Origin of the sequence: Mariprofundus ferrooxydans PV-1 (assembly GCF_000153765.1) — a bacterium.
Taxonomy (GTDB): Bacteria; Pseudomonadota; Zetaproteobacteria; order Mariprofundales; family Mariprofundaceae; genus Mariprofundus; species Mariprofundus ferrooxydans.
This window is the reverse complement of record NZ_DS022294.1, coordinates 251649-270491: the sequence shown is the minus strand read 5'-3', so window position 1 is coordinate 270491 and position 18843 is coordinate 251649. Positions and strand designations below refer to the sequence as shown.

The window sequence follows — 18843 nt, the reverse complement described above, 5'->3', positions numbered from 1 at the left end:
AAAAGCAATGCTGGTCGTAACATTTATATTTGTGAGTCATTACCATGACTGTTGATTGGTTGGCAAAAGCCGTGCCACAGACGGCGGCACTCTACCCTTACGTTCCCGGCAAGCCGATTGAGGTGTTGCTACGCGAAAAAGGTTTGAGCCGGGCGGTTAAGCTGGCCTCCAATGAGAACCCTTACGGTCCGTCACCGAAGGCTGTGAGGGCCATGCAGCAGGCGGCCGCCGGGGTGCATCTCTATCCCGATGGTGATGCCGGTGCATTAAAGCGTGCGCTGGCTGATTTTCACATGGTTGAAGAGGAGCGCATTATCGTCGGTAACGGCTCCAATGAGGTGCTTGAGCTGCTGATCCGGACCTTTGCAGGTGTCGGAGACGAAGTGGTCTACAGTCAGCGCGGCTTTATTGTCTATGCGCTGGCGGCGCAGGCCGCCGGAGCCACCGGTGTGGCCGTCGCGGAAGCCGATGGTCTGAGCCATGATCTGGATGCGATGCTGCAGGCCGTGAACGAGCGAACCCGAGTGGTCTGCATCGCCAACCCGAACAATCCGACCGGCACGCTGCACGGGGTGGCTGCGCTGCAATCCTTCCTCGATGCGCTGCCGCGCGATCTGCTGGTGATTATCGATGAGGCCTATTATGAATTTGTGGCCACTGAACTGGGCGATACAGTAGCCCTGCTGCAGCATCCGGGACTGGTGATCTCGCGTACGTTCTCCAAGGCCTACGGGCTTGCCGGCTGCCGCATCGGTTATGCCATTGCCGATGCCGGGATTGCCGCACTGGTCAACCGTTTTCGCGCGCCGTTTAATGTCAGTCTGCTGGCGCAGGCGGCGGCTGTGGCTGCACTGGATGATGGTGAGTGGATGGCGGCGCGCGTGGCCGACACGCTGGCTGAGCGCGACCGTATGGAGCGTGCGCTGCAGGCGCTTGGCCTGAGTGAAGGTCACAGTCACGGCAACTTCGTATTGCTGCGGCATGGGGACAGTGCACAAATCGCTGCGGCACTGGAGAATCGGGGTATTATTCCGCGTCCGCTGGCACCGTACGGCATGGCTGAATACCTGCGTATATCAGTCGGCACAGCCGAAGAGAATGATCTGTTTCTGGCGGCATTAACAGAGATTGTGGATGGTATGGCATGACGCGTGAAATCCGCCATCTGGTGGTGATCGGTACGGGGTTGATTGGTGGCTCTGTGGCACTGGCGCTGCGCCGTGCCGGTTGTGTTGGCCGTATTACCGGGGTTGGCCGTAGCGCGGAAAATCTGCAGCTGGCCGTGGATCTCGGCGTGATCGACGACTTCAGTCATGATGTGGCTCAGGCCGTTGCCGATGCCGATATGGTACTGGTCAGTGTGCCTGTGAGTGCTTCAGCCGATGTGTTCCGGGCCATGGCGCAGAACCTGCCTGCCGATGCCGTGATAACTGATGCAGGCAGCAGCAAGCAGTCGGTAATGGCGGCTGCGGCTGAATACCTGCCGAACCCGTCCCGTTTTGTGCCGGCGCACCCGATTGCCGGCACCGAAGAGTCAGGCGCGGGTGCTGCATTTGCCGAACTGTTTGACAGACACTGGTGTATCCTGACGCCGGATGAGGCTACAGATGCCGATGCGCTGGCGCGGGTGCGCAGTCTGTGGGAGGCGACAGGCAGTCGCGTGATGCAGATGGATGCGGCGGCGCACGATGAGCATCTGGCTGCTGTCAGTCATCTGCCGCATGTCGCGGCATTTGCGCTGGTCAATGCCGTGCGCAAGAGCGGCGGCGATGATCCGTTCCGCTTTGCTGCCGGTGGTTTCCGTGACTTTACCCGCATCGCCTCCTCCTCGCCGGAGATGTGGCGCGATATTGCGATGTGCAACCGCGAGGCGCTGATCGCCAAGCTGGATGCACTGATTACTGAGCTGGGTGTGTTGCGCGCTGCGGTGGATGGAGGCGATGCGGATTGTTTGCTGACGGAATTTGCCGCTGCCCGTGCGGCCCGGGATGCCTGGTTGTTGAAATATGGAGATGAATTGTGAGTACAGGCGGAACACTGATCGCCGGCCCTGCGGCCGGACCACTGAAGGGCGAGCTGACGGTGCCCGGTGACAAATCCATGTCACATCGTTCGGTCATGCTGGCGGCGCTTGCTGACGGCGTGACGGAGATTCACGGCTTTTTGCCCGGTGAGGATAATATCGCCACTGCCCGCATGTTTATCGATATGGGCGTGCGGATCGAATGGTTGAATGATGAGAAAACATCCCTGCGCGTGCATGGTGTCGGGCTGCACGGTTTGAAGCAGCCGCAAGGCATGCTGGATGCGGGCAATGCCGGTACCTGCGTACGGCTGATGGCCGGTATTCTGGCCGGTCAGCACTTTTCGAGCACGGTGACCGGTGATGCCTCGCTGTGTAAACGGCCGATGAAACGAGTGGTGGATCCGGTGCGGCGTATGGGGGCGAAGGTTGAGGGTGGTGATGATGGCAATTTGCTACCGATCACCATATCCGGCGGTAAGCTCAAGGCGATTGACCATGTATCCGAGGTGGCCAGCGCTCAGGTGAAGTCCTGCGTATTGCTGGCCGGGCTCTATGCCGATGGCGTAACCTCGGTCAGCGAGCCGAAACCGACCCGCGATCACACCGAGCGCATGCTGCCGCTATTCGGACAGCCGGTCACAGTTGCTGCTGACGGTACGATCTCCCTTGATCCGAAAGACCGGCTGACTGCGCCTGTCGGCGTGGTCGACATTCCCGCTGATCCCTCGTCGGCCTGTTTTTTTGCTGTTGCTGCCAGTCTCGTCGAGGGTTCCGACGTTACGCTGAAGTCTATCGGCATCAATCCGCGTCGAGACGGGTGGCGGCGGGTGATGAACGGCATGGGTGCGGCACTCTCACTGGAGAATGAACAGCGCGTGGGTGAGGAGCCTGTGGCCGATGTGCGCATCAGATCCGGCGGTCTGCACGGCATGCATGTGGTCCCGAACGATGTGCCCGATGCGATTGATGAGTTTCCGGTGCTCTTTGCGGCAGCCACGCTTGCCGATGGCGAGTTTGTGCTGACCGATGCGGAGGAGTTGCGGGTCAAGGAGTCCGACCGCATTGCAGCTATGGCGACGGCCCTGCGCTCTGCCGGTGCGGATATCGATGAGCAACCGGACGGAGCGGTTATCCGGGGTATCACTAACTTGCGCGGTGATGTGGATGTGGATGCCCATGGCGATCACCGCATTGCCATGGCCATGGCCGTGGCAGCTCAGCGTGCAGATGGTGAAGTGCGTATTCACAATGCGGCGGCAATCGCGACGAGCTTTCCCAATTTTGTACAGCTGGCACAGTCTGTCGGTATGAATGTACGCTGGGCCGATGAGGGTGAAGCATGAGTGAGTGGATAGCCGCAGCCGGCCTGATGGTTGCCATTGATGGCCCTTCCGGTAGTGGTAAAGGCACGGTGGCAAAGTTGTTGGCCGATGAGATCGGTCTGCCGGTGCTCGATACAGGCCTGCTCTATCGTCTGACCGGTGCGGTGGCGTTGGAGCGCGGTGTCGAACTGGACAACGAGGCGGCGCTGGCGGAGATGGTCGGTGATATGCTGATCGGGTTGTCGTGGAGCAGTGACGGCATCGGCTATGATGGCGCAGACTGGACCCCGCGCCTGCGCACTGAAGCCGTCGGTGCTGCAGCCTCAACGGTGGCGGCAAAGCCGCTGGTTCGGGAGCGCTTGTTGAGTCTGCAGCAGCAGCTGGCACAGGCAGGCTGCATTATGGACGGACGTGATATCGGTACCGTTGTATTGCCCGATGCTCCGGCCAAATTTTTCCTGACAGCCTCTGTACGCGAGCGTGCGCGCAGGCGCTGGTCCCAGTTGAAACAGATGGGTCACAGGGGCGATCTGGATGAGGTGTTGCTGGACCTGAAAAAGCGTGACCAACGCGATAGAGAGCGTCAGCATGCCCCGCTCGCCCAGGCATCCGATGCTATCTCGATTGACTCTACAACATTGCGTGTGGATGAAGTGGTAGATCGCATGCTGGGGATTCTGGAGCGCAGGCAGCTGATCAAGCCATCAGCCTGACCCGCGTTACGGATGGATGAACGTTAGAACGATACACAATACTGAATAACAATTCGCATGCGAATTGAGTCATTAGGATGGTACACCATGAGTGAAGCCGAGAAGCTCGACACGATACAGAAAGCAGGGGGTGAGGCGGATGTTGTCGATACCGCTTCAGCAACTGCAGAGGCAACCCCTGAGGTCGTCGTAGCAGAAACCGAAACCACTGCAGCAGCACCTGCTGCAGAAGAGCCGGTCGTACAGGCCAGTGAAGAGTCAGATGAGACTCCTGCTGAAGAGGCCGTTAGCGAAGAGGACTCTTTCAGGCTGCTGTACGAGGCTTCCCTGAAGGAGAAAGGCGAGATTCGCAAGGGTGAGATGGTCACCGGCATGGTGGTGGGCCTGAATGCCGATGTTGTCGTCATTGACGTAGGGACCAAGGCCGAAGGCACGATTCCGCTGGCTGAATTCGAGCAGGCCGGGCTGCCGGTTCCGGCAATCGGCACAGAAATCAAGGCATTGATCCAGTCGGTTGGCGGCTCTTCGGGTGTGAGCTTGTCCGTGCTGGCCATCAGACAGCGCGAGGCATGGGATGCCATTGAAGCGGCTGTGGCCGATGAGAGTACGGTGGATGCGGTCATCACATCGGAAGTCAAGGGCGGTTACCGGGTCAGCCTGAGCGGGTTGAATGCATTTATGCCGCGCTCCGAAGCGGATACGGATATCCATGTCCTGCCGGCTAATCTGATTGGTAAGGCATGCAAGGTGGCTGTACTGGAAGCGCGGCGCAGGCCGGAAAATATTGTTGTATCACGCAGGCGTCCGTTGACTGCCGCTCTGGAAGTCGAGCGCGCGGCCTTCTTCGCACAGCATGCGGTGGGTGACAGGCTGAGCGGTGAAGTGAAGCGGCTGGCTGATTTCGGTGCTTTTGTCGATATCGGTGGTGTGGATGCATTGCTGCACGTATCCGATGTGTCGTGGCGCCGGATCAAGCACCCGTCGGAGATGCTCAGCGTCGGTCAGAGCGTGAGTGTTGAGATCGTCAAGTTGAATGCGGAAACCGGGAAAGTGTCGGTGTCTATGAAGGCACTGCAGTCGGATCCGTGGGATAATGTAGAAGCAATCTATGAGCCGGGCATGGGGCTGACCGGCACCGTGCGCCGCCTGCTCGATTTCGGTGCTGTTGTGGAGCTGGAGCCCGGCATTGAGGGTATGATTCACCGTTCTGAGCTGAGCTGGACAAATCGTGATGTGAATCCGGCGGCTGTGCTGGCTGAAGGTGATGTGGTGGATGTGGTGGTGCTGGAAGTTGATGCATCGGCCCGTCGTATTCGTCTGAGCCTGAAGGCTGTCAGCGAAAATCCGTGGCAGCAGTGGATGGCAGATCATCCGATTGGCACGCATGTCAGTGGCAAGATCAAGAACATCACTGACTTCGGTTTCTTTGTGCATGTGGCTGATGGTATGGATGGCCTGGTGCATATGGAGAACCTCTCCTGGGAGAAGTCCGGAGCGGCTGCTATGGAGCCTTACAGCAAGGGACAGGAAGTCGAAGCGGTTGTGTTGGGCGTGGATGTTGAAAAACAGCGCATCGCGCTGGGCATCAAGCAGCTCTCGGCCGATCCGTTTGAACTGTTTCTGGCCGGCGTCAAGCGTGGCAATAGCGTTAATGGTACCGTGGTCGATGTGAAACCTGCCGGCGTGGTCGTGGAGTTGGCCGATGGCGTACAGGCATTCATGCCGATGCGTGAAGTCCCGCGCGATCACGGCGAATTGAAAGTCGGTTCCGAAGTGGAAGCGAAGATTGTCGAAGTGAATAACAAGCGTCGTCAGGTTACGCTCTCCATTCGTCAGCATCTGATTCAGGAAGAGCGGGAGGCTATGCGCAACTATTCCCGTCAGACCGCTGAGGAATCCGCTCCGTCGGCACTGGCGCTGGAGTTGCAGCGTAAACTCTTTGGCAAGAAGTAAGCCGATATCTGTAACAGGCCCCGGCATTGCCGGGGCCTGTCAGCAGGCCTATACAACTTGCGCATCGGCAACGATGGGCTATGCTCATGCTTGTAAACGGAGGGCGTGATGACCAAATCTGAACTTGTAGAGATTATTGCAGAGCAACAGGCTGGCATCACCAGACGTGAGGCTGAAGTTGTTGTTAATACGATTTTCTCGGTCATTGGCGATGCCCTGGCCGTCGGCGACCACGTGGAGTTGCGCGGTTTCGGCAGTTTTACGACCAAAGCCCGTCAGGCGCGTATAGGCAGAAACCCCAAGACCGGTGAAGCGGTATCCGTACCGGCCAAATCCATACCACACTTCAAGCCGGGTAAAGATCTGCGCGAGCGGGTCGACAACGCAGGCTGAGAGTTATGTCCAGAGCCACTATCCGGCTGTCGGGTCTGTATTCGGTAAACTGGATCAATGTGCTGGTGGTGCTGGTCCTGACATCATTTGCCACGATGTTTGCACTGGCCAATCTGTCACAGGTCGAGCTGCACTTTCTCGGTGTTGCCAGCAAGCCAGTCCCGGTTTACGTCCCTGTATTTATTGCTTTTATGCTGGGTTTTGCCGGCGGCGTTCTGGCCATGGCTTTTTCCAGACGCAAACATAAACAGGAAATTGTCTGGCTGCGTGCAGAGCATGAACGGTTGCAGCAAGAGGTCGACAACCTTAGAAATATTCCGCTTCAAGACGACGTATGAATACGCTTTTCCTCGCTATTACCGCTATCGTCCTGGTGCTGTTGCTGGCGCTGGTGCTGCGCCCGCTGCAGGAAGATGATGAGCCCAGACAGGAGGAAGAGGACAAGCGTATCTCGCCATTGCTGCGGGGTATCAACTACCTGCTCTCCGATGAGCCGGATCGCGCCTTGCAGGAGATGGTTCAGGTTGCCCGTTTGCGCTCGGAAGCGGCGGATGTCTATATGGCGCTCGGTGAGATGTTCCGCTCCCGCGGAGAGATCGGCAGGGCTGTCCGAATCCATCAGAATTTGCTGGCCCGCCCGGATCTGGCGAAGAGTATTCACCTGCAGGCTCACATGGCTTTGGCCAGAGACTTTCAAACCGGTGGCCTGCTCGACCGGGCGCTGATTCAGTACGGTAAGGCGCTGGAGATTCAGTCGGATCATGCAGGCGCTCTGGAAGCCAGCCTAAGGATTCGCGAACAGAGTTCCGAATGGCAACTGGCTGAAGAGCTGTTGTCGCGGCTGGAACGGGTCAGGAATGAATCCTACAGCTCACATCGGGCTTATCTCTTCTCCGAAATGGCGCGTCAGTGCCTGAGTCAGGAGAGTCGTGATGAGGCGGCCACATATGCGGCAAGAGCGATTGAGCTTGATCCGGCCTGTGCACCGGCGCGTATGGTAGCAATTGAACTGGCGATGGCGGCAGCAGAAACAGATAAGGCGGTTACAGAAATTCAGGCGTTGCGCAGTCATGCCAATGAACACTTCTCACTGGTGATTCCGCAACTGCTGGCGCACTCTGATTTTTATGATAATCGGGGCAGGGAGCTGTTGGCCGAAATGTGGAGACAGCAGCCTGATGCGGAGCTGGCTCTGAGCTGGCTGGAGGCGCTTGCCAGAGAGCGCAGTGCTGATGATGCGAAAGTGTTATATCATGATCTGGGCTTTGTGCCTGCCACCCTGCGCGAATCGTTGCGTTTGCAGGCAGTTCTCGGTGATGAGGGCGATGCGCATGCCCGTTTTTCCAGGCAGTGGCGCAAGCGAGCTAAAAACTATGTCTGTGAACAGTGTGGTGTCGAAGTGATAGATGTGCGCTGGCAGTGTCCGCAGTGCCATAGCTGGGGTTCGCTACATCCGAAAAGTGAGGAGAAGATCTGATGCGGAGTCGATTGATGGTGGCGCTGGATGTGCCGGACGCGGGTCAGGCTCTGGCACTGCGCGATCAGCTGGGGGATACGGTCGGCTGGTTCAAGATCGGTTTGCGCCTGTTTGTGGCTGAAGGCCCGCAACTGGTGGCGGCCATTGGCGCGACGCACAAGGTCTTTCTCGACCTTAAATTTCACGATATTCCCAATACCGTGGCAGAGGCGATTGAGAGTGCCGGAAGGCTCGGTGTGGATATGGTGAACGTGCATGCCGGCGGCGGAGTCGAGATGCTGGCTGCTGCAGCCAAAGCGGCTGAGGCATTTCCGGATATGTTGTTGATTGCCGTTACCGTGCTGACCAGCGATTCCATGCCCAAAGAGCAGGCTGCGGTTGTCGCACTGGAGCGGGCGCAGATGGCCAGGGATGCAGGGCTGGATGGCGTTGTGTGCAGCGTGCATGAGGCGGCTGCAATCAAGCATGCCTGCGGTCCGCACTTTATTACCGTCACACCGGGCATACGCTGGGGCGATCAGGATCTGCAGGATCAGAAGCGGGTTGCTGATCCTGCAGGTGCGATCCGGGGCGGCTCCGATTATCTGGTGGTCGGGCGACCCATTATCAAGGCGGCCGATCCGCGTGCTGCCGCTTTGGAAGCGCAGTCGATGATGCACTCGGCGCTCTGTCTGTAAATAGCCTGCAGGGTAAACAAGGGCTTCACCACTTAACTGAAAATGACCTGCTGAGATACCGGCAGGAGAGCCATGAAGCCTGCTATTGCGAGCGGGAGCACCGCTGCTTGCTTATACGTTGAAGCGGAAGTGCAGTACGTCGCCGTCCTGTACGATGTAATCCTTGCCTTCCAGGCGCATCTTGCCCGCTTCCTTGCATTTGGCTTCACCGCCGAGAGTGACAAAATCGTTATAGGTAATGGTTTCCGCGCGGATAAAACCCTTTTCGAAGTCATTGTGAATCACGGCTGCAGCTTTGGGTGCGGTGTCGCCACGATGAATAGTCCAGGCACGTACTTCCTTGACGCCGGCTGTGAAGTAGGAGATCAGATCCAGCAGTGTGTAGGCTTCGCGGATGACGGTATTCAGGCCCGGCTCTGTCAGCCCCAGATCGCTCAGGAACTCAAGCTTCGACTCATCGTCCATCTCTGCCAGTTCAGACTCAATCTGTGCCGATACCACGGCCACGCGTGCCCCTTCCTCACTGGCAAAAGTGCGCACCTGCTCCACATAGGCATTGCCGTCGGGCAGTGATCCGTCATCGACATTGGCAATATAGAGCACCGGTTTTCCGGTCAGCAGCCACATCTCTTTCAGCTTAGCCAGCTCATCATCACTAAGCTTCTGGCGGCGCACGGTGGTGCCGTCCTCCAGCCCCTTGAGCACCTTCGTCTGCAGTTCGAGCAGCGCTTTGGCATCCTTGTCGCCGCTTTTGCACAGCTTTTCAGTGCGCTGTATGCCTTTCTGGACGGTTTCCATATCCTTAAGCATCAGTTCGGTGTCGATGATTTCGATGTCCGAAAGCGGGTCAACCTTACCGGCCACATGTGTGATGTTTTCATCTTCAAAGCAGCGCACTACATGCGCAATAGCAGCACATTCGCGGATGTTAGCCAGAAACTTATTTCCCAGTCCCTCACCACTTGCAGCGCCGGCAACCAGACCGGCAATATCGACAAACTCAACCACGGCATGCTGCATGGCCTGCGGCTTGACGATGGCCGCCAGCGCATCCATACGCGCATCCGGTACCGGCACAATACCGACATTCGGATCGATCGTGCAGAAGGGGTAATTTGCCGCTTCAGCACCGCCGCCATTCAATGCGTTGAACAGTGTGGACTTGCCGACATTGGGCAGACCTACAATTCCGATACTCAGTGCCATGGTTGAACCTCGTTTTTTTACCGCAGGAGAGCAAGCGGTGATCTCCGGCTGCTCGAAGCATCGTGATAAGCATGCTCATCTGTGGTGAATTATTTTGGCTGTAACGCCAGGTGTATCCGGTTGGCTGCCTGCGGCAGCTGCCCGCTCAGGATGGTGTCTATCTCGTTAAGCAGTGCGGCGAAAACGCGCGCCTCGTCGGCCCGGTCTCCCTCGTCAGCACGGCCCAGTACCCACGGTGTAATATCACCGTGGGCGGGTCGGCCGATACCTGCCTTTGCGCGTATATAGTTGTTGTCGGGCAAGTGCTGATTGAGCGAGCGCAGACCGTTATGACCGCCGTGCCCGCCACCGTGTTTCAGGCGCAGCTTGCCAGCCGGCAAATCGAGGTCGTCATAGACAACAACGATCTGATCAGTTTCTACCTGGTAGTAGCGGGCAAGGGCTGCGACCGATTCGCCGCTGTTGTTCATGAATGTTTGCGGTTTTACCAGCAGGACTCGTCCTTCGGGGCGGTTCCAGACGGCTGTTTCAGCATGAAAACGAGGGGCCGCGTCAAAACGCAGCCCCTCCGATTTCGCCAGCAGATCGAGAAAACGAAAGCCGATATTGTGTCGTGTCTCCTCGTATTTGCTGCCCGGATTTCCCAATCCGACTAGCAGTTGCACGTTGAGTACTTACGCCTCAGCAGCTTCTTCGCTGCCTTCGTCGCCTTCAACCTCATCATCAGTAGTGTCAGTCTTCTGCGCAGCCACATTCAGTACGGTGAAGTTGACTTCATGGTGAACAACGGCGCCTTCAGGCAGGGTGACATCTTCAATATGAACACTGTCGCCGATATCGAGGCCGGAGCAGTCGATTTCGATATGCGCAGGGATGGAGTCAGCACGGCTGGTGACTTCCAGCGAGTGACGGATTACGTCAATCAGGCCGCCCTTGGCAACGCCCGGGCACTTGTCTTCGTTGATGGCAACCACGGGGACGTCCAGTGTGATCATGTCGCTGGAAGATACGCGGATGAAATCCAGATGTGTGACGGTATCTTTAATAGGATCCCACTGTGTAGCTTTGAGCATGACGGTGTTCTTGCCGCGTGAACCCTTTACTTTGACTTCAAGCATGGAGGTGTGGAACTCTTCCTGATTGAGCAGTTTGGATATTACAAAATAATCCACGGCGACTGACAGGTCTGGTTTGTCACCGCCATAAATGATGGCCGGAATTTTTCCGGTACGGCGCAGGCGGCGTGTTGCGCTGCGGCCATTTGTTTCGCGAAGTTCAGCTTCGACAATAAAATCAGACATGTTGTCCTCCAGTAATGCGCCGTCAGGTTATCCCGGGGCGGCGTGCGCTTGTATGACAGCAAGGCGTTTGAAGCCCTGCTGCGCGCGGTCGCGCACTCTAGTGATGGAGATACAAAAGTCCATGCGGGTTTTTCAGGGCGATTTTCGACCGGAGCTGATGACAGGCGCTGCAGCTTGCGCACGCGGGTGTCAGACTCGTGATATAGAGGCTGTTTAAGCGTGCCTGGAATCTATTCGTACAGGCTGCTGATGGAGCGGGCGTCATAGATGCGACTGATGGCTTCACCCATCAGGGCCGCAATTGAAATGATCCGGACTTTCTCCGTTTTCATGACCTTTTCCGGTTGCAGGATGCTGTTGGTGATGACCAGCTCATGCAGATTTGATTTTTTAAGCCGGTCGGCAGCAGGGCCGGAGAGAACGCCGTGTGAGGCATAGGCGCTGACCTTGGTGGCGCCGCGTTCGAGCAGTGCATCAACAGCGCCGCACAGTGTGCCGGCGGTATCCACCATATCGTCGATCAGGATACAGTGTTTGCCGCTGACATCGCCGATGATATTCATCACCTTGGCGACATTGGGTGCCGGACGACGCTTGTCGACGATGGCCATATCCACATGCAGCCTGCTGGCCAGTGCACGGGCACGAACCACGCCGCCGACATCGGGTGAGACAATCACGATGTCATCCATATTGTTCTTTTCCTGGATGTCCTTGGCAAAGAGAGGGATGGCAAAGATGTTATCCACCGGGATATCAAAGAAGCCCTGAATCTGGGTGGCATGCAGGTCCATGGTCAGTACGCGTGTGGCGCCGGCGCGTGTAATCAGGTCGGCAACCAGTTTGGCGGAAATCGGTGTGCGTCCTGCGCTCTTACGGTCCTGACGGGCATAGCCGAAATAGGGGATGACGGCACAGATATTACGGGTGGAAGCGCGTTTGGCCGCATCAATGAAAATCAGCAGCTCCATCAGGTTGGCGTTGGCCGGTTTGCTGGTGCTCTGGATGAAGAAGGCGTCGTGACCGCGAATGGTTTCGCGGATCTGCAGGAAAATCTCGCCATCGGAAAATCGTTCGAAGTAGAGGTCGCCCAGCGGGTGGCCAATATGCTTGCAGATACTCTGCGCCAGTGGTGGATTTGATGTGCCGGAAAAAAGCCGTAGCTTCTGGTGAATCATCAGTGATCACTCCTGTTTGGTGCATTTGTGTCATGTGAACGTTGGTGAACGTTCGTGTAACTGGCTGGGACGGCAGGATTCGAACCTGCGCATGACGGGATCAAAACCCGCTGCCTTACCGCTTGGCTACGTCCCAGTATTCAAGTAATAAAACCCTGACTGCGGATGACCCTGATTACAGTTGCACAGGGTGCTCTTTGCAAATGCTGCCGGTGTGCGTCCAGTTTGCCACACCCCGGTTTTGCAAAATCTGTGCAACTTCAGCTGCCTGGTTGGAGCTGCGAAACAATCCGACACATGCCGAGCCGCTACCACTCATCCAGGCGAGATCCGTATGTTGCCGCAAGCATGCCAGCAGTTGTGTTAGCGGTTGACTCATGCTGCATGCCGCTTCTTCCAGATCATTATGGCCGAGGTCATCAATACCGCGGCGGATGGTATCCACCCCCTCAGGAGCGGTCAATGCAGGATGCGTGCTGTCAAAATATTGGAAAACGCTGGCGGTGGAGAGGCCGGTACCGGGCCAGGCCAGCAGCATTGTGTGATCAGGTAGTGGAGCAGGGTAGTCGCACAGGGACTCACCGATGCCGCGGGCGATACTCGCCTTGCCATAAAGAAAGCAGGGAATGTCTGCCCCGAACGGGGCGGCAAAGGCGATTAACTCGTCCCTGCCGATGGCTGTGCTCCAGAGTGTGTTGGCGGCGATCAGTGCGGTAGCCGCATCGGAAGAGCCACCGCCCAGCCCCGCCTGCTCGGGAATATGCTTGTCGATATGGACGGCCAGCCCCTGTTGAATGCCATGACGCTCTTTGAAAGCCGTCAGTACGCGGTGAACAAGGTTGGACTCACCTCCCAGATGAGGACGGGAGCAGGTGACGTGAATGCTGTCGGCCTGATTAAAATGCAGATAATCGCAAGCTTCGCTGAAGGCAAATGCTGTATCCAGCTCATGCATGCCGTCTTGCCGGATACGGGTGATGGATAGGTAGAGGTTGATTTTGGCCGGTGCGGGCAGGATGACTGCTGTCATTGGATGATCAGTGTTGCCCGGCGGCCCCGGGCTATATCGGTCATGACCAGTTTACGGTTATCCGCATACCAGCGCAGCCGGATCAGGCTGCCTGCCTGTTTGCCTGACCATTGATCAGGGCCATCAGCATGGAAGTTAGCGGGCATATGGCCGAGCAGAATCTCGGCAAGTCTGGCAGGAGGAATGACGATGCCGTGCGCGGCCAGTTGCCCAGGGGTGATCGGCCTCCAGCTTCTGTTGCTGCTATCGCGAATAAACATATCCGCTCCCCGCCATCGGAATTCAACCACGGTATTGCTGGCGGCATGGGTCAGGCGCAACGTGCCCTGATTCGATGTTGGTGCATCCCAGTCCAGTAGTACCTGCCAGCGGCGGGCCGGTTCAATGACAATCAGGCGGGCTGAAAAGGAGGTGAACGGACCGATACCGCTCTCACTTTCCGGCGGCATGGTTTTGATCGGCGTGGCGCAGGCTGTAAGCCACAGCGTAGCGAACAGGCAGAGCAGCCACCTGAGCCTGTGCGGGAGAGGTGTCATTGCTGTTTCAGACGGACAACGGGATGTTTTAGTGATCAACGGGCGGCAGTCCCTTGCTGATTTTCGCCTTAATCAGACGCGGGTGATCCGACTTCAGCTCCAGTGCTTTTCGCCACGCCTGCTGTGCGGCCTGTGTGTTGCCACTTCGCCACAGGATGTCACCATAATGTTCATGCATCACGCTGTCGTCGGCAACCAGCTTGATCGCCTTTGCCTGTGTCTCCGCCGCCTGTTTGTAATCGCCGGTTTTATAATAAACCCACGCCAGTGAATCCAGATAATAGCCGTCATTCGGCTTTAAATGCAGGGCGCGCAGAATTAATACCTTGGCTCTGTCCAGTTTGATACCCTGATCGGCATAGGTGTAGCCGAGGAAGTTCAGGGCCTCGGTATAATTGGGGCTATGCTCCAGCACACGATTCAGAGTGGTTTCAACCTGATCGTAGTTCTTGAAATGCTCAAAGGCCACCGCGCGGTTAAATAACAGCTGCGGAGGGAGTTTTTTCAGGCGCAACAGCGGCTCTGTTTCATCCAGTACCTGTTTGTACTCCTTGCTGTTGAGGCGGATGGTGGAGAGAAGCAGGTGCGCATCAAGCTGCTGTGGCTTTTCATGCAGAATCGCCAGCATTCGCGCCTTGGCCTTGCTCAGTTTGTTCTCCTGCAGATCCATGGCAGCCAGGCGTATTTGTGCCTGTGTATACATTTTAGAGGCATGAGTAATTTTTGTATAAATACTTTTTGCTTCGTCCAGCTTGTCCATGGCCTCAAGGCTGGCTGCCAGATAAAAACGATTGCTGTCGTCCGGTTGAAGTTTTACCAGTGTGCGGAAGGTCTGTACGGCCTGCTCGTAATCCTTGTCCTGGAAATAAAGCATCCCCAACGGACGCAAGACCACAGGGGAGTCTCCGGCATGTTTTGCTGCATTACGATAGACAATGATTGCCTCAGGCAGCCGTGCCTGCGCAACCAGTAATTTTGCCAGTGCATGACTGACGCGTATGTCTTGCGGGTGGTTTGCCAGAAAATCGCGAAGCAGTTTTTCCGCCTGTTCGTGATCTTTCATCTGGGCGGCCAGTGCGCTGAGCATCAGCACAGCAGCATCGTTATCCGGCATCAGGTGCTGCACACGCAGCAAGGAAGCCTTGGCTCTCTTCAGATCACCACGTTTAATCAGCAACCGCGCTTGCAGCATACGCAGTCCGGCAGACTCATGCTGTTTGATGCCGAGCTTAATGGATGCCAGTGCTTCATCCATGCGCCCGAGGCCTGCCAGAATACTCGCCTGCATGGTGCGCGCGGTATCATGGGCAGGGTGTTTTTGCAGAAATGTATTAAGCTTTTCAAGGGCCAGTTGAGGTTGATCGTGTGCTATATAAATGCGGTACTGTGCCAGCTGGAGTTGTTCGCGTTGCTCTGCAGGTAGTGCCTTGTTACTCAGCATGCGTGCGATATGCTGCTCTGCCTCATCAATTCGACCCGACTCCATGAGCAGGTCAATCAGCTGCATATGGGGGGTGATCGCGTTTGGCTGTTTGGCAATCAGGGCAGTGAGCAGCTGCAGCGCCAGTTCCCGGTTGCCTTCACGGGCAGCTTTCTGGGCTGCCAGATAGAGAAAGTCAGGCTGCATGCCGCTCAGGTCGGTCTGTGTCGGGGAGTGCTGCTCGGTAGTTGTTTTGGCGGCGGGGGCTGTGGCGGTGTTCTCTACCGGTTGATGCAGTCCACATGCGCCGAGTGTGAATAATAGAATCGTTGCAAGCAGATATTTCATGAATGACCGCCATGGTTGATGTTGACAGCGCAGAATCGATCGCCTTCACTATTGACCGACCAGCAGAGAATCTCTGCGGCTTTTCCATCACAAACGCTGATGATGGGATAGGCAAACCCTTCCCATGCGCTCTCCAGGTCGGTTGGCGAGGGTCGGGCGGGGCAGTCCGGATGCGAGTGGTAGACCCCGACAATTTCGCTGCCTGTGCCGCGCAGTTCCCGATCAATGGCCTGGTAGCCGGCCGGGTCCAGGGCGAAGCGGTCGGCGGCGCGTTCCCTGTTCAGATTGGCCACAGGGCGGATGTCGCTGATTTGCCAGTCTTGCCCGGTGACAGTGCCGATTAGCAGGCCGCATACTTCCAGTGGATAGCCCGCTTCAGCTTCTTTCCGCATACGTTCCAGGCAATCCTGTTTGATATTCAGGTGGCCGGACACCGCTGATTGATCAATGATCTCCTGATAGGCTTGGCTGCGGAATCGCTCGGGTTCGTACATGGCTGACGTCAATATCACACTCCGTGGCTGTTGCTGAGTAAATCAAATGGCAAGCCTATAGCTTGCAGGTGACTTGCCAAGCGCGGTGATTTGTTCAGGATAGGTGTACTAGGGATGGAGGTTTAAGATGAATATACAAGAATCGCTGAGCCGGGTGGCTCTGATAGCTGTGATTTTCGGTTTGACGGCCTGTTCTGAACCGAAGGCACCGCCGCATGTTTCGATTGTTCAGCCGGCTGACGGGGCGACGGTCGGGCAAAGATTCAAGGTGGTTATGGCGGTTGAAGGGATGAAGGTGCGCAAGGCCGGCGAGATAGTTAACGGAACAGGGCACTTTGATTTGATTGTCGATGGCAGTGCCGCGCCGATGGGAGAGGTGATCTTCAAAGATCATCAGCATTTGCATTACAAGGATGGTCAAAGTGAGGCGACCCTGCACCTCTATCCCGGCAAGCATTCGCTGACACTGCAGTTTGCCAACGGTCTCGAAAAATCTTACGGGCAGTCGCTAAGCCATACTATCTCTGTCACTGTGAAGTAAGTGTTTCTTGTTGCTCGTGCTTAATAGCGTGGCGATGGAATTATATTTGTCATCGTTGAACACACCTATTTGAGTAACCCGTGTGTCTCCAGCATTGTGCGGGGAAATGGTTTCGCTGCCTGTGCAGTTTAGCAAACCTGTTCAGGTTGTTTTGGGCCAACAAAAAAGGGAAGGCCGAAGCCTTCCCTTTGATGAATAGAGTTGTAAAAGCTTAACGCTTGGAGAACTGCGGAGCGCGACGGGCTTTCTTCAGGCCGGCCTTCTTGCGTTCAACCTTGCGGGAGTCACGCGTCAAAAAGCCAGCGGCTTTCAGCTGCGGACGCAGAGCTGCATCATATACAAGCAGGGCGCGAGCCAGACCGTGGCGGATTGCGCCAGCCTGTCCGGAAATGCCACCACCGAATACATTGACGCGAATGTCAAAGCGACCGGCGAGTTCTGTTTCGTCCAGAGGCAGCAAGGCCTGCTGGCGGATAATGTCGATCGGGAAGTAGTTTTCCACTTCGCGGCCATTGACCAGTACCTGCCCCTTGCCTGGCTGGATGATTACACGAGCTACGCTGCGTTTGCGGCGGCCGGTGCCGCGAAAGATTGTCTCTGCCATTGTATTGATTCCTCTGTACTATCAGTTCAGTTTCATTGCTTCAGGCTGCTGTGCCGCGTGCGGATGATCACCGCCGGCATAAACCTTCAGCTTTTTCAGCATGGAGCGGCCCAGCGGGCCTTTTGGCATCATGCCTTTGACGGCAGATTCAATGATGCGCTCCGGATGTTTTGCGCGCTGCTTCTCAAGCGTAATGCTCTTCAGGCTGCCGACAAAACCGGTATGGTGATAGTAGATCTTTGCCTGCTCTTTGTTGCCGGTAACGCGAATCTTTTCAGCGTTGATCACAACGATATGGTCGCCGCAGTCAGCATGAGGGGTGTATTCCGGACGGTGTTTGCCGCGCAAAACTGTGGCAATCTCGGTGGCCAGTCGGCCCAGCACAAGATCAGTGGCGTCAACAATATACCATTTTCGTTCAATATCGCCGGGGCGAACAGTCCAGGTTGCCATGTAATTCTTCTCCAGTGTGCATTTGTCTGACTGACCAAAAACAGCTTGGTCTGTCATGCAAAGGCGGCGCATTATAGGAGAGGCAGGATTGATGTCAATTGCCGTTTGTCTGTTTTTTTATGTTAAAGAGGCTTTGTCGGTTTGCCGGGATGGCCGTTTAGCGGGTGATATGATGGCTGCATACAATTTATGGCCTGTTTTTTGCTATCTGCAGATTGTGAAATATTTGAGGAATGCACCCTTGATTGGTGCGTGAAAGGGGGTGCTCTATGGCGGGTGAGGCAGTGGTGACTCGGGATCAGCAGGGTAAGGAACTTGTCGGTCTGCGGCGGTGGTTGAATGTGCTGCTGTTCGAGGTCGAGAGGCCGTTAGGACGGATCTTTAATGTGTGTATGCTGCTGCTGATTACCGCTGCGGTGTTCGGCTCCATGGTGAATACGACGGAGGCTGCTGCGCAAGCGGTGTGGAAAGACCAGATTGATCAATTTGAATATTGGGTGCTGGTTGCTTTTGCCGTTGAATACCTGCTGCGTGTTTATGCCGCCCGCAATCGTTGGCACTATATGCGTAGCTTTAACGGCCTTGTCGATCTGATTACGGTCTTGCCGTTGCTGCTGGCGGAAAGCGCTTTTGTCGTGATCCGCCTGCTGCGTCTGGCGCGTGTTATCCGGGTGGCGGTGTCGATCCCGGTAGTGCGCTCATTGTTTACTTCACTTAGAGGTTCGATGCGACTGTTGATGGGGGTGCTGATGACCATCGCTCTGATCTCTGTGCTGGTTGGCAATCTAATATATATAATGGAGCCGACGACATTTACCAACGCCTTTGAGGGGGCATGGTGGAGTCTGGTGACGATGAGTACGGTGGGTTACGGCGATTTTGTGCCGCACAGTGCCGTAGGTAAAACGCTGGCGGCAGGACTTATTATGTCCGGAATCTGTATGTTTTCGATGGTGACTGCAGTGATCTCTGTGCGGGTGGGGCGGATGATTAATAACGTGATTCAGTGTGAGAAATGCCATCACCGGATAGCCGAAGATTTTCTCTACTGTCCTCACTGTGCCACAGCGCAGCCGCACATGCGTGTGGCGTCGGATGTGGACGACGATATCTGATCAGCCTGATCGGGGTAATCATTGCCTGACAGTGCTTGCTTTCGATAAGCGCTATG

General features: G+C 56.3%; 22 protein-coding genes and 1 tRNA gene. 12 read left to right on the top strand and 11 right to left on the bottom strand.

Annotation, left to right across the window (positions count from 1 at the left end):
* Positions 1–44 precede the first annotated feature (44 nt).
* The 9 genes from hisC (at position 45) to pyrF (ending at position 8561) form a co-directional block, all read left to right on the top strand.
* Positions 45–1148, top strand: a complete 1104-nt coding sequence (gene hisC / locus SPV1_RS01230) for a histidinol-phosphate transaminase (RefSeq protein ID WP_009849255.1) — start codon at positions 45–47, stop codon at positions 1146–1148.
* On the top strand, positions 1145–2023 hold the full coding sequence (locus tag SPV1_RS01225) for a prephenate dehydrogenase (protein ID WP_009849254.1): 879 nt from the start codon (positions 1145–1147) through the stop codon (positions 2021–2023). The genes hisC and SPV1_RS01225 overlap by 4 nt, the downstream gene beginning before the upstream one ends.
* A complete protein-coding gene (gene aroA / locus SPV1_RS01220) occupies positions 2020–3369 on the top strand; it encodes a 3-phosphoshikimate 1-carboxyvinyltransferase (protein ID WP_009849253.1) in 1350 nt (449 codons plus the stop codon). The genes SPV1_RS01225 and aroA overlap by 4 nt, the downstream gene beginning before the upstream one ends.
* Complete coding sequence (gene cmk / locus SPV1_RS01215; RefSeq protein WP_009849252.1) at positions 3366–4061, top strand: (d)CMP kinase; 696 nt, start codon at positions 3366–3368, stop codon at positions 4059–4061. The genes aroA and cmk overlap by 4 nt, the downstream gene beginning before the upstream one ends.
* 87 nt (positions 4062–4148) lie before the next feature.
* Complete coding sequence (locus SPV1_RS01210) at positions 4149–6014, top strand: 30S ribosomal protein S1 (RefSeq protein ID WP_009849251.1); 1866 nt, start codon at positions 4149–4151, stop codon at positions 6012–6014.
* Between the two features lie 108 nt (positions 6015–6122).
* Positions 6123–6407 (top strand): integration host factor subunit beta, encoded by a 285-nt coding sequence (locus tag SPV1_RS01205; RefSeq protein WP_009849250.1) that lies wholly within the window; start codon positions 6123–6125, stop codon positions 6405–6407.
* Positions 6408–6412: 5 nt separating this feature from the next.
* Entirely contained in the window at positions 6413–6745 is a 333-nt protein-coding gene (locus SPV1_RS01200; protein ID WP_009849249.1) for a LapA family protein, read from the top strand.
* Complete coding sequence (locus tag SPV1_RS01195) at positions 6742–7884, top strand: heat-shock protein (protein WP_009849248.1); 1143 nt, start codon at positions 6742–6744, stop codon at positions 7882–7884. Before SPV1_RS01200 ends, SPV1_RS01195 begins: the two co-directional genes overlap by 4 nt.
* Positions 7884–8561, top strand: a complete 678-nt coding sequence (pyrF, locus tag SPV1_RS01190; protein WP_231288235.1) for an orotidine-5'-phosphate decarboxylase — start codon at positions 7884–7886, stop codon at positions 8559–8561. Before SPV1_RS01195 ends, pyrF begins: the two co-directional genes overlap by 1 nt.
* 111 nt (positions 8562–8672) lie before the next feature.
* Here the strand turns inward: pyrF and ychF are convergent, their stop codons facing one another.
* The 9 genes from ychF to SPV1_RS01145 all read right to left on the bottom strand — a co-directional run bounded on the left by ychF (position 8673) and on the right by SPV1_RS01145 (position 16092).
* Positions 8673–9767: a redox-regulated ATPase YchF gene (ychF, locus tag SPV1_RS01185; RefSeq protein ID WP_009849246.1), complete on the bottom strand. Its 1095-nt coding sequence runs from the start codon at positions 9765–9767 to the stop codon at positions 8673–8675.
* Between the two features lie 89 nt (positions 9768–9856).
* Positions 9857–10432: an aminoacyl-tRNA hydrolase gene (pth, locus tag SPV1_RS01180; RefSeq protein ID WP_231288234.1), complete on the bottom strand. Its 576-nt coding sequence runs from the start codon at positions 10430–10432 to the stop codon at positions 9857–9859.
* 9 nt (positions 10433–10441) lie between these two features.
* Positions 10442–11068 carry a 50S ribosomal protein L25/general stress protein Ctc gene (locus SPV1_RS01175; protein ID WP_009849243.1) on the bottom strand — a complete coding sequence of 209 codons (627 nt, stop codon included), beginning with the start codon at positions 11066–11068 and terminating at the stop codon, positions 10442–10444.
* A gap of 230 nt (positions 11069–11298) precedes the next feature.
* On the bottom strand, positions 11299–12246 hold the full coding sequence (locus SPV1_RS01170; RefSeq protein ID WP_009849242.1) for a ribose-phosphate pyrophosphokinase: 948 nt from the start codon (positions 12244–12246) through the stop codon (positions 11299–11301).
* Positions 12247–12307: 61 nt separating this feature from the next.
* Positions 12308–12382, bottom strand: a tRNA-Gln gene (locus tag SPV1_RS01165).
* A 39-nt stretch (positions 12383–12421) separates the two neighbouring features.
* Positions 12422–13276 carry a 4-(cytidine 5'-diphospho)-2-C-methyl-D-erythritol kinase gene (gene ispE / locus SPV1_RS01160; RefSeq protein WP_009849241.1) on the bottom strand — a complete coding sequence of 285 codons (855 nt, stop codon included), beginning with the start codon at positions 13274–13276 and terminating at the stop codon, positions 12422–12424.
* Positions 13273–13812 (bottom strand): hypothetical protein, encoded by a 540-nt coding sequence (locus SPV1_RS01155; RefSeq protein WP_009849240.1) that lies wholly within the window; start codon positions 13810–13812, stop codon positions 13273–13275. Before SPV1_RS01155 ends, ispE begins: the two co-directional genes overlap by 4 nt.
* 28 nt (positions 13813–13840) lie before the next feature.
* A complete protein-coding gene (locus SPV1_RS01150; protein WP_009849239.1) occupies positions 13841–15580 on the bottom strand; it encodes a tetratricopeptide repeat protein in 1740 nt (579 codons plus the stop codon).
* Entirely contained in the window at positions 15577–16092 is a 516-nt protein-coding gene (locus SPV1_RS01145) for a M67 family metallopeptidase (protein ID WP_231288233.1), read from the bottom strand. Before SPV1_RS01145 ends, SPV1_RS01150 begins: the two co-directional genes overlap by 4 nt.
* Before the next feature lie 109 nt (positions 16093–16201).
* Here SPV1_RS01145 and SPV1_RS01140 point away from each other — a divergent pair, with 109 nt between their 5' ends.
* The gene (locus SPV1_RS01140) at positions 16202–16615 is read left to right on the top strand and encodes a DUF4399 domain-containing protein (protein WP_009849237.1); all 414 of its coding nucleotides are present in this window, start codon (positions 16202–16204) and stop codon (positions 16613–16615) included.
* Between the two features lie 211 nt (positions 16616–16826).
* Here SPV1_RS01140 and rpsI read toward each other — a convergent pair whose 3' ends face one another.
* Both rpsI and rplM read right to left on the bottom strand, forming a co-directional pair.
* On the bottom strand, positions 16827–17219 hold the full coding sequence (gene rpsI / locus SPV1_RS01135; RefSeq protein WP_009849236.1) for a 30S ribosomal protein S9: 393 nt from the start codon (positions 17217–17219) through the stop codon (positions 16827–16829).
* Positions 17220–17240: 21 nt separating this feature from the next.
* Complete coding sequence (rplM, locus tag SPV1_RS01130) at positions 17241–17672, bottom strand: 50S ribosomal protein L13 (protein WP_009849235.1); 432 nt, start codon at positions 17670–17672, stop codon at positions 17241–17243.
* 91 nt (positions 17673–17763) lie between these two features.
* Between rplM and SPV1_RS14240 the strand changes: the two genes are divergently transcribed.
* Both SPV1_RS14240 and SPV1_RS01125 read left to right on the top strand, forming a co-directional pair.
* Positions 17764–17928: a hypothetical protein gene (locus tag SPV1_RS14240; RefSeq protein ID WP_155806609.1), complete on the top strand. Its 165-nt coding sequence runs from the start codon at positions 17764–17766 to the stop codon at positions 17926–17928.
* A 13-nt stretch (positions 17929–17941) separates the two neighbouring features.
* Entirely contained in the window at positions 17942–18787 is an 846-nt protein-coding gene (locus tag SPV1_RS01125) for an ion transporter (protein WP_009849234.1), read from the top strand.
* Positions 18788–18843 lie beyond the last annotated feature (56 nt).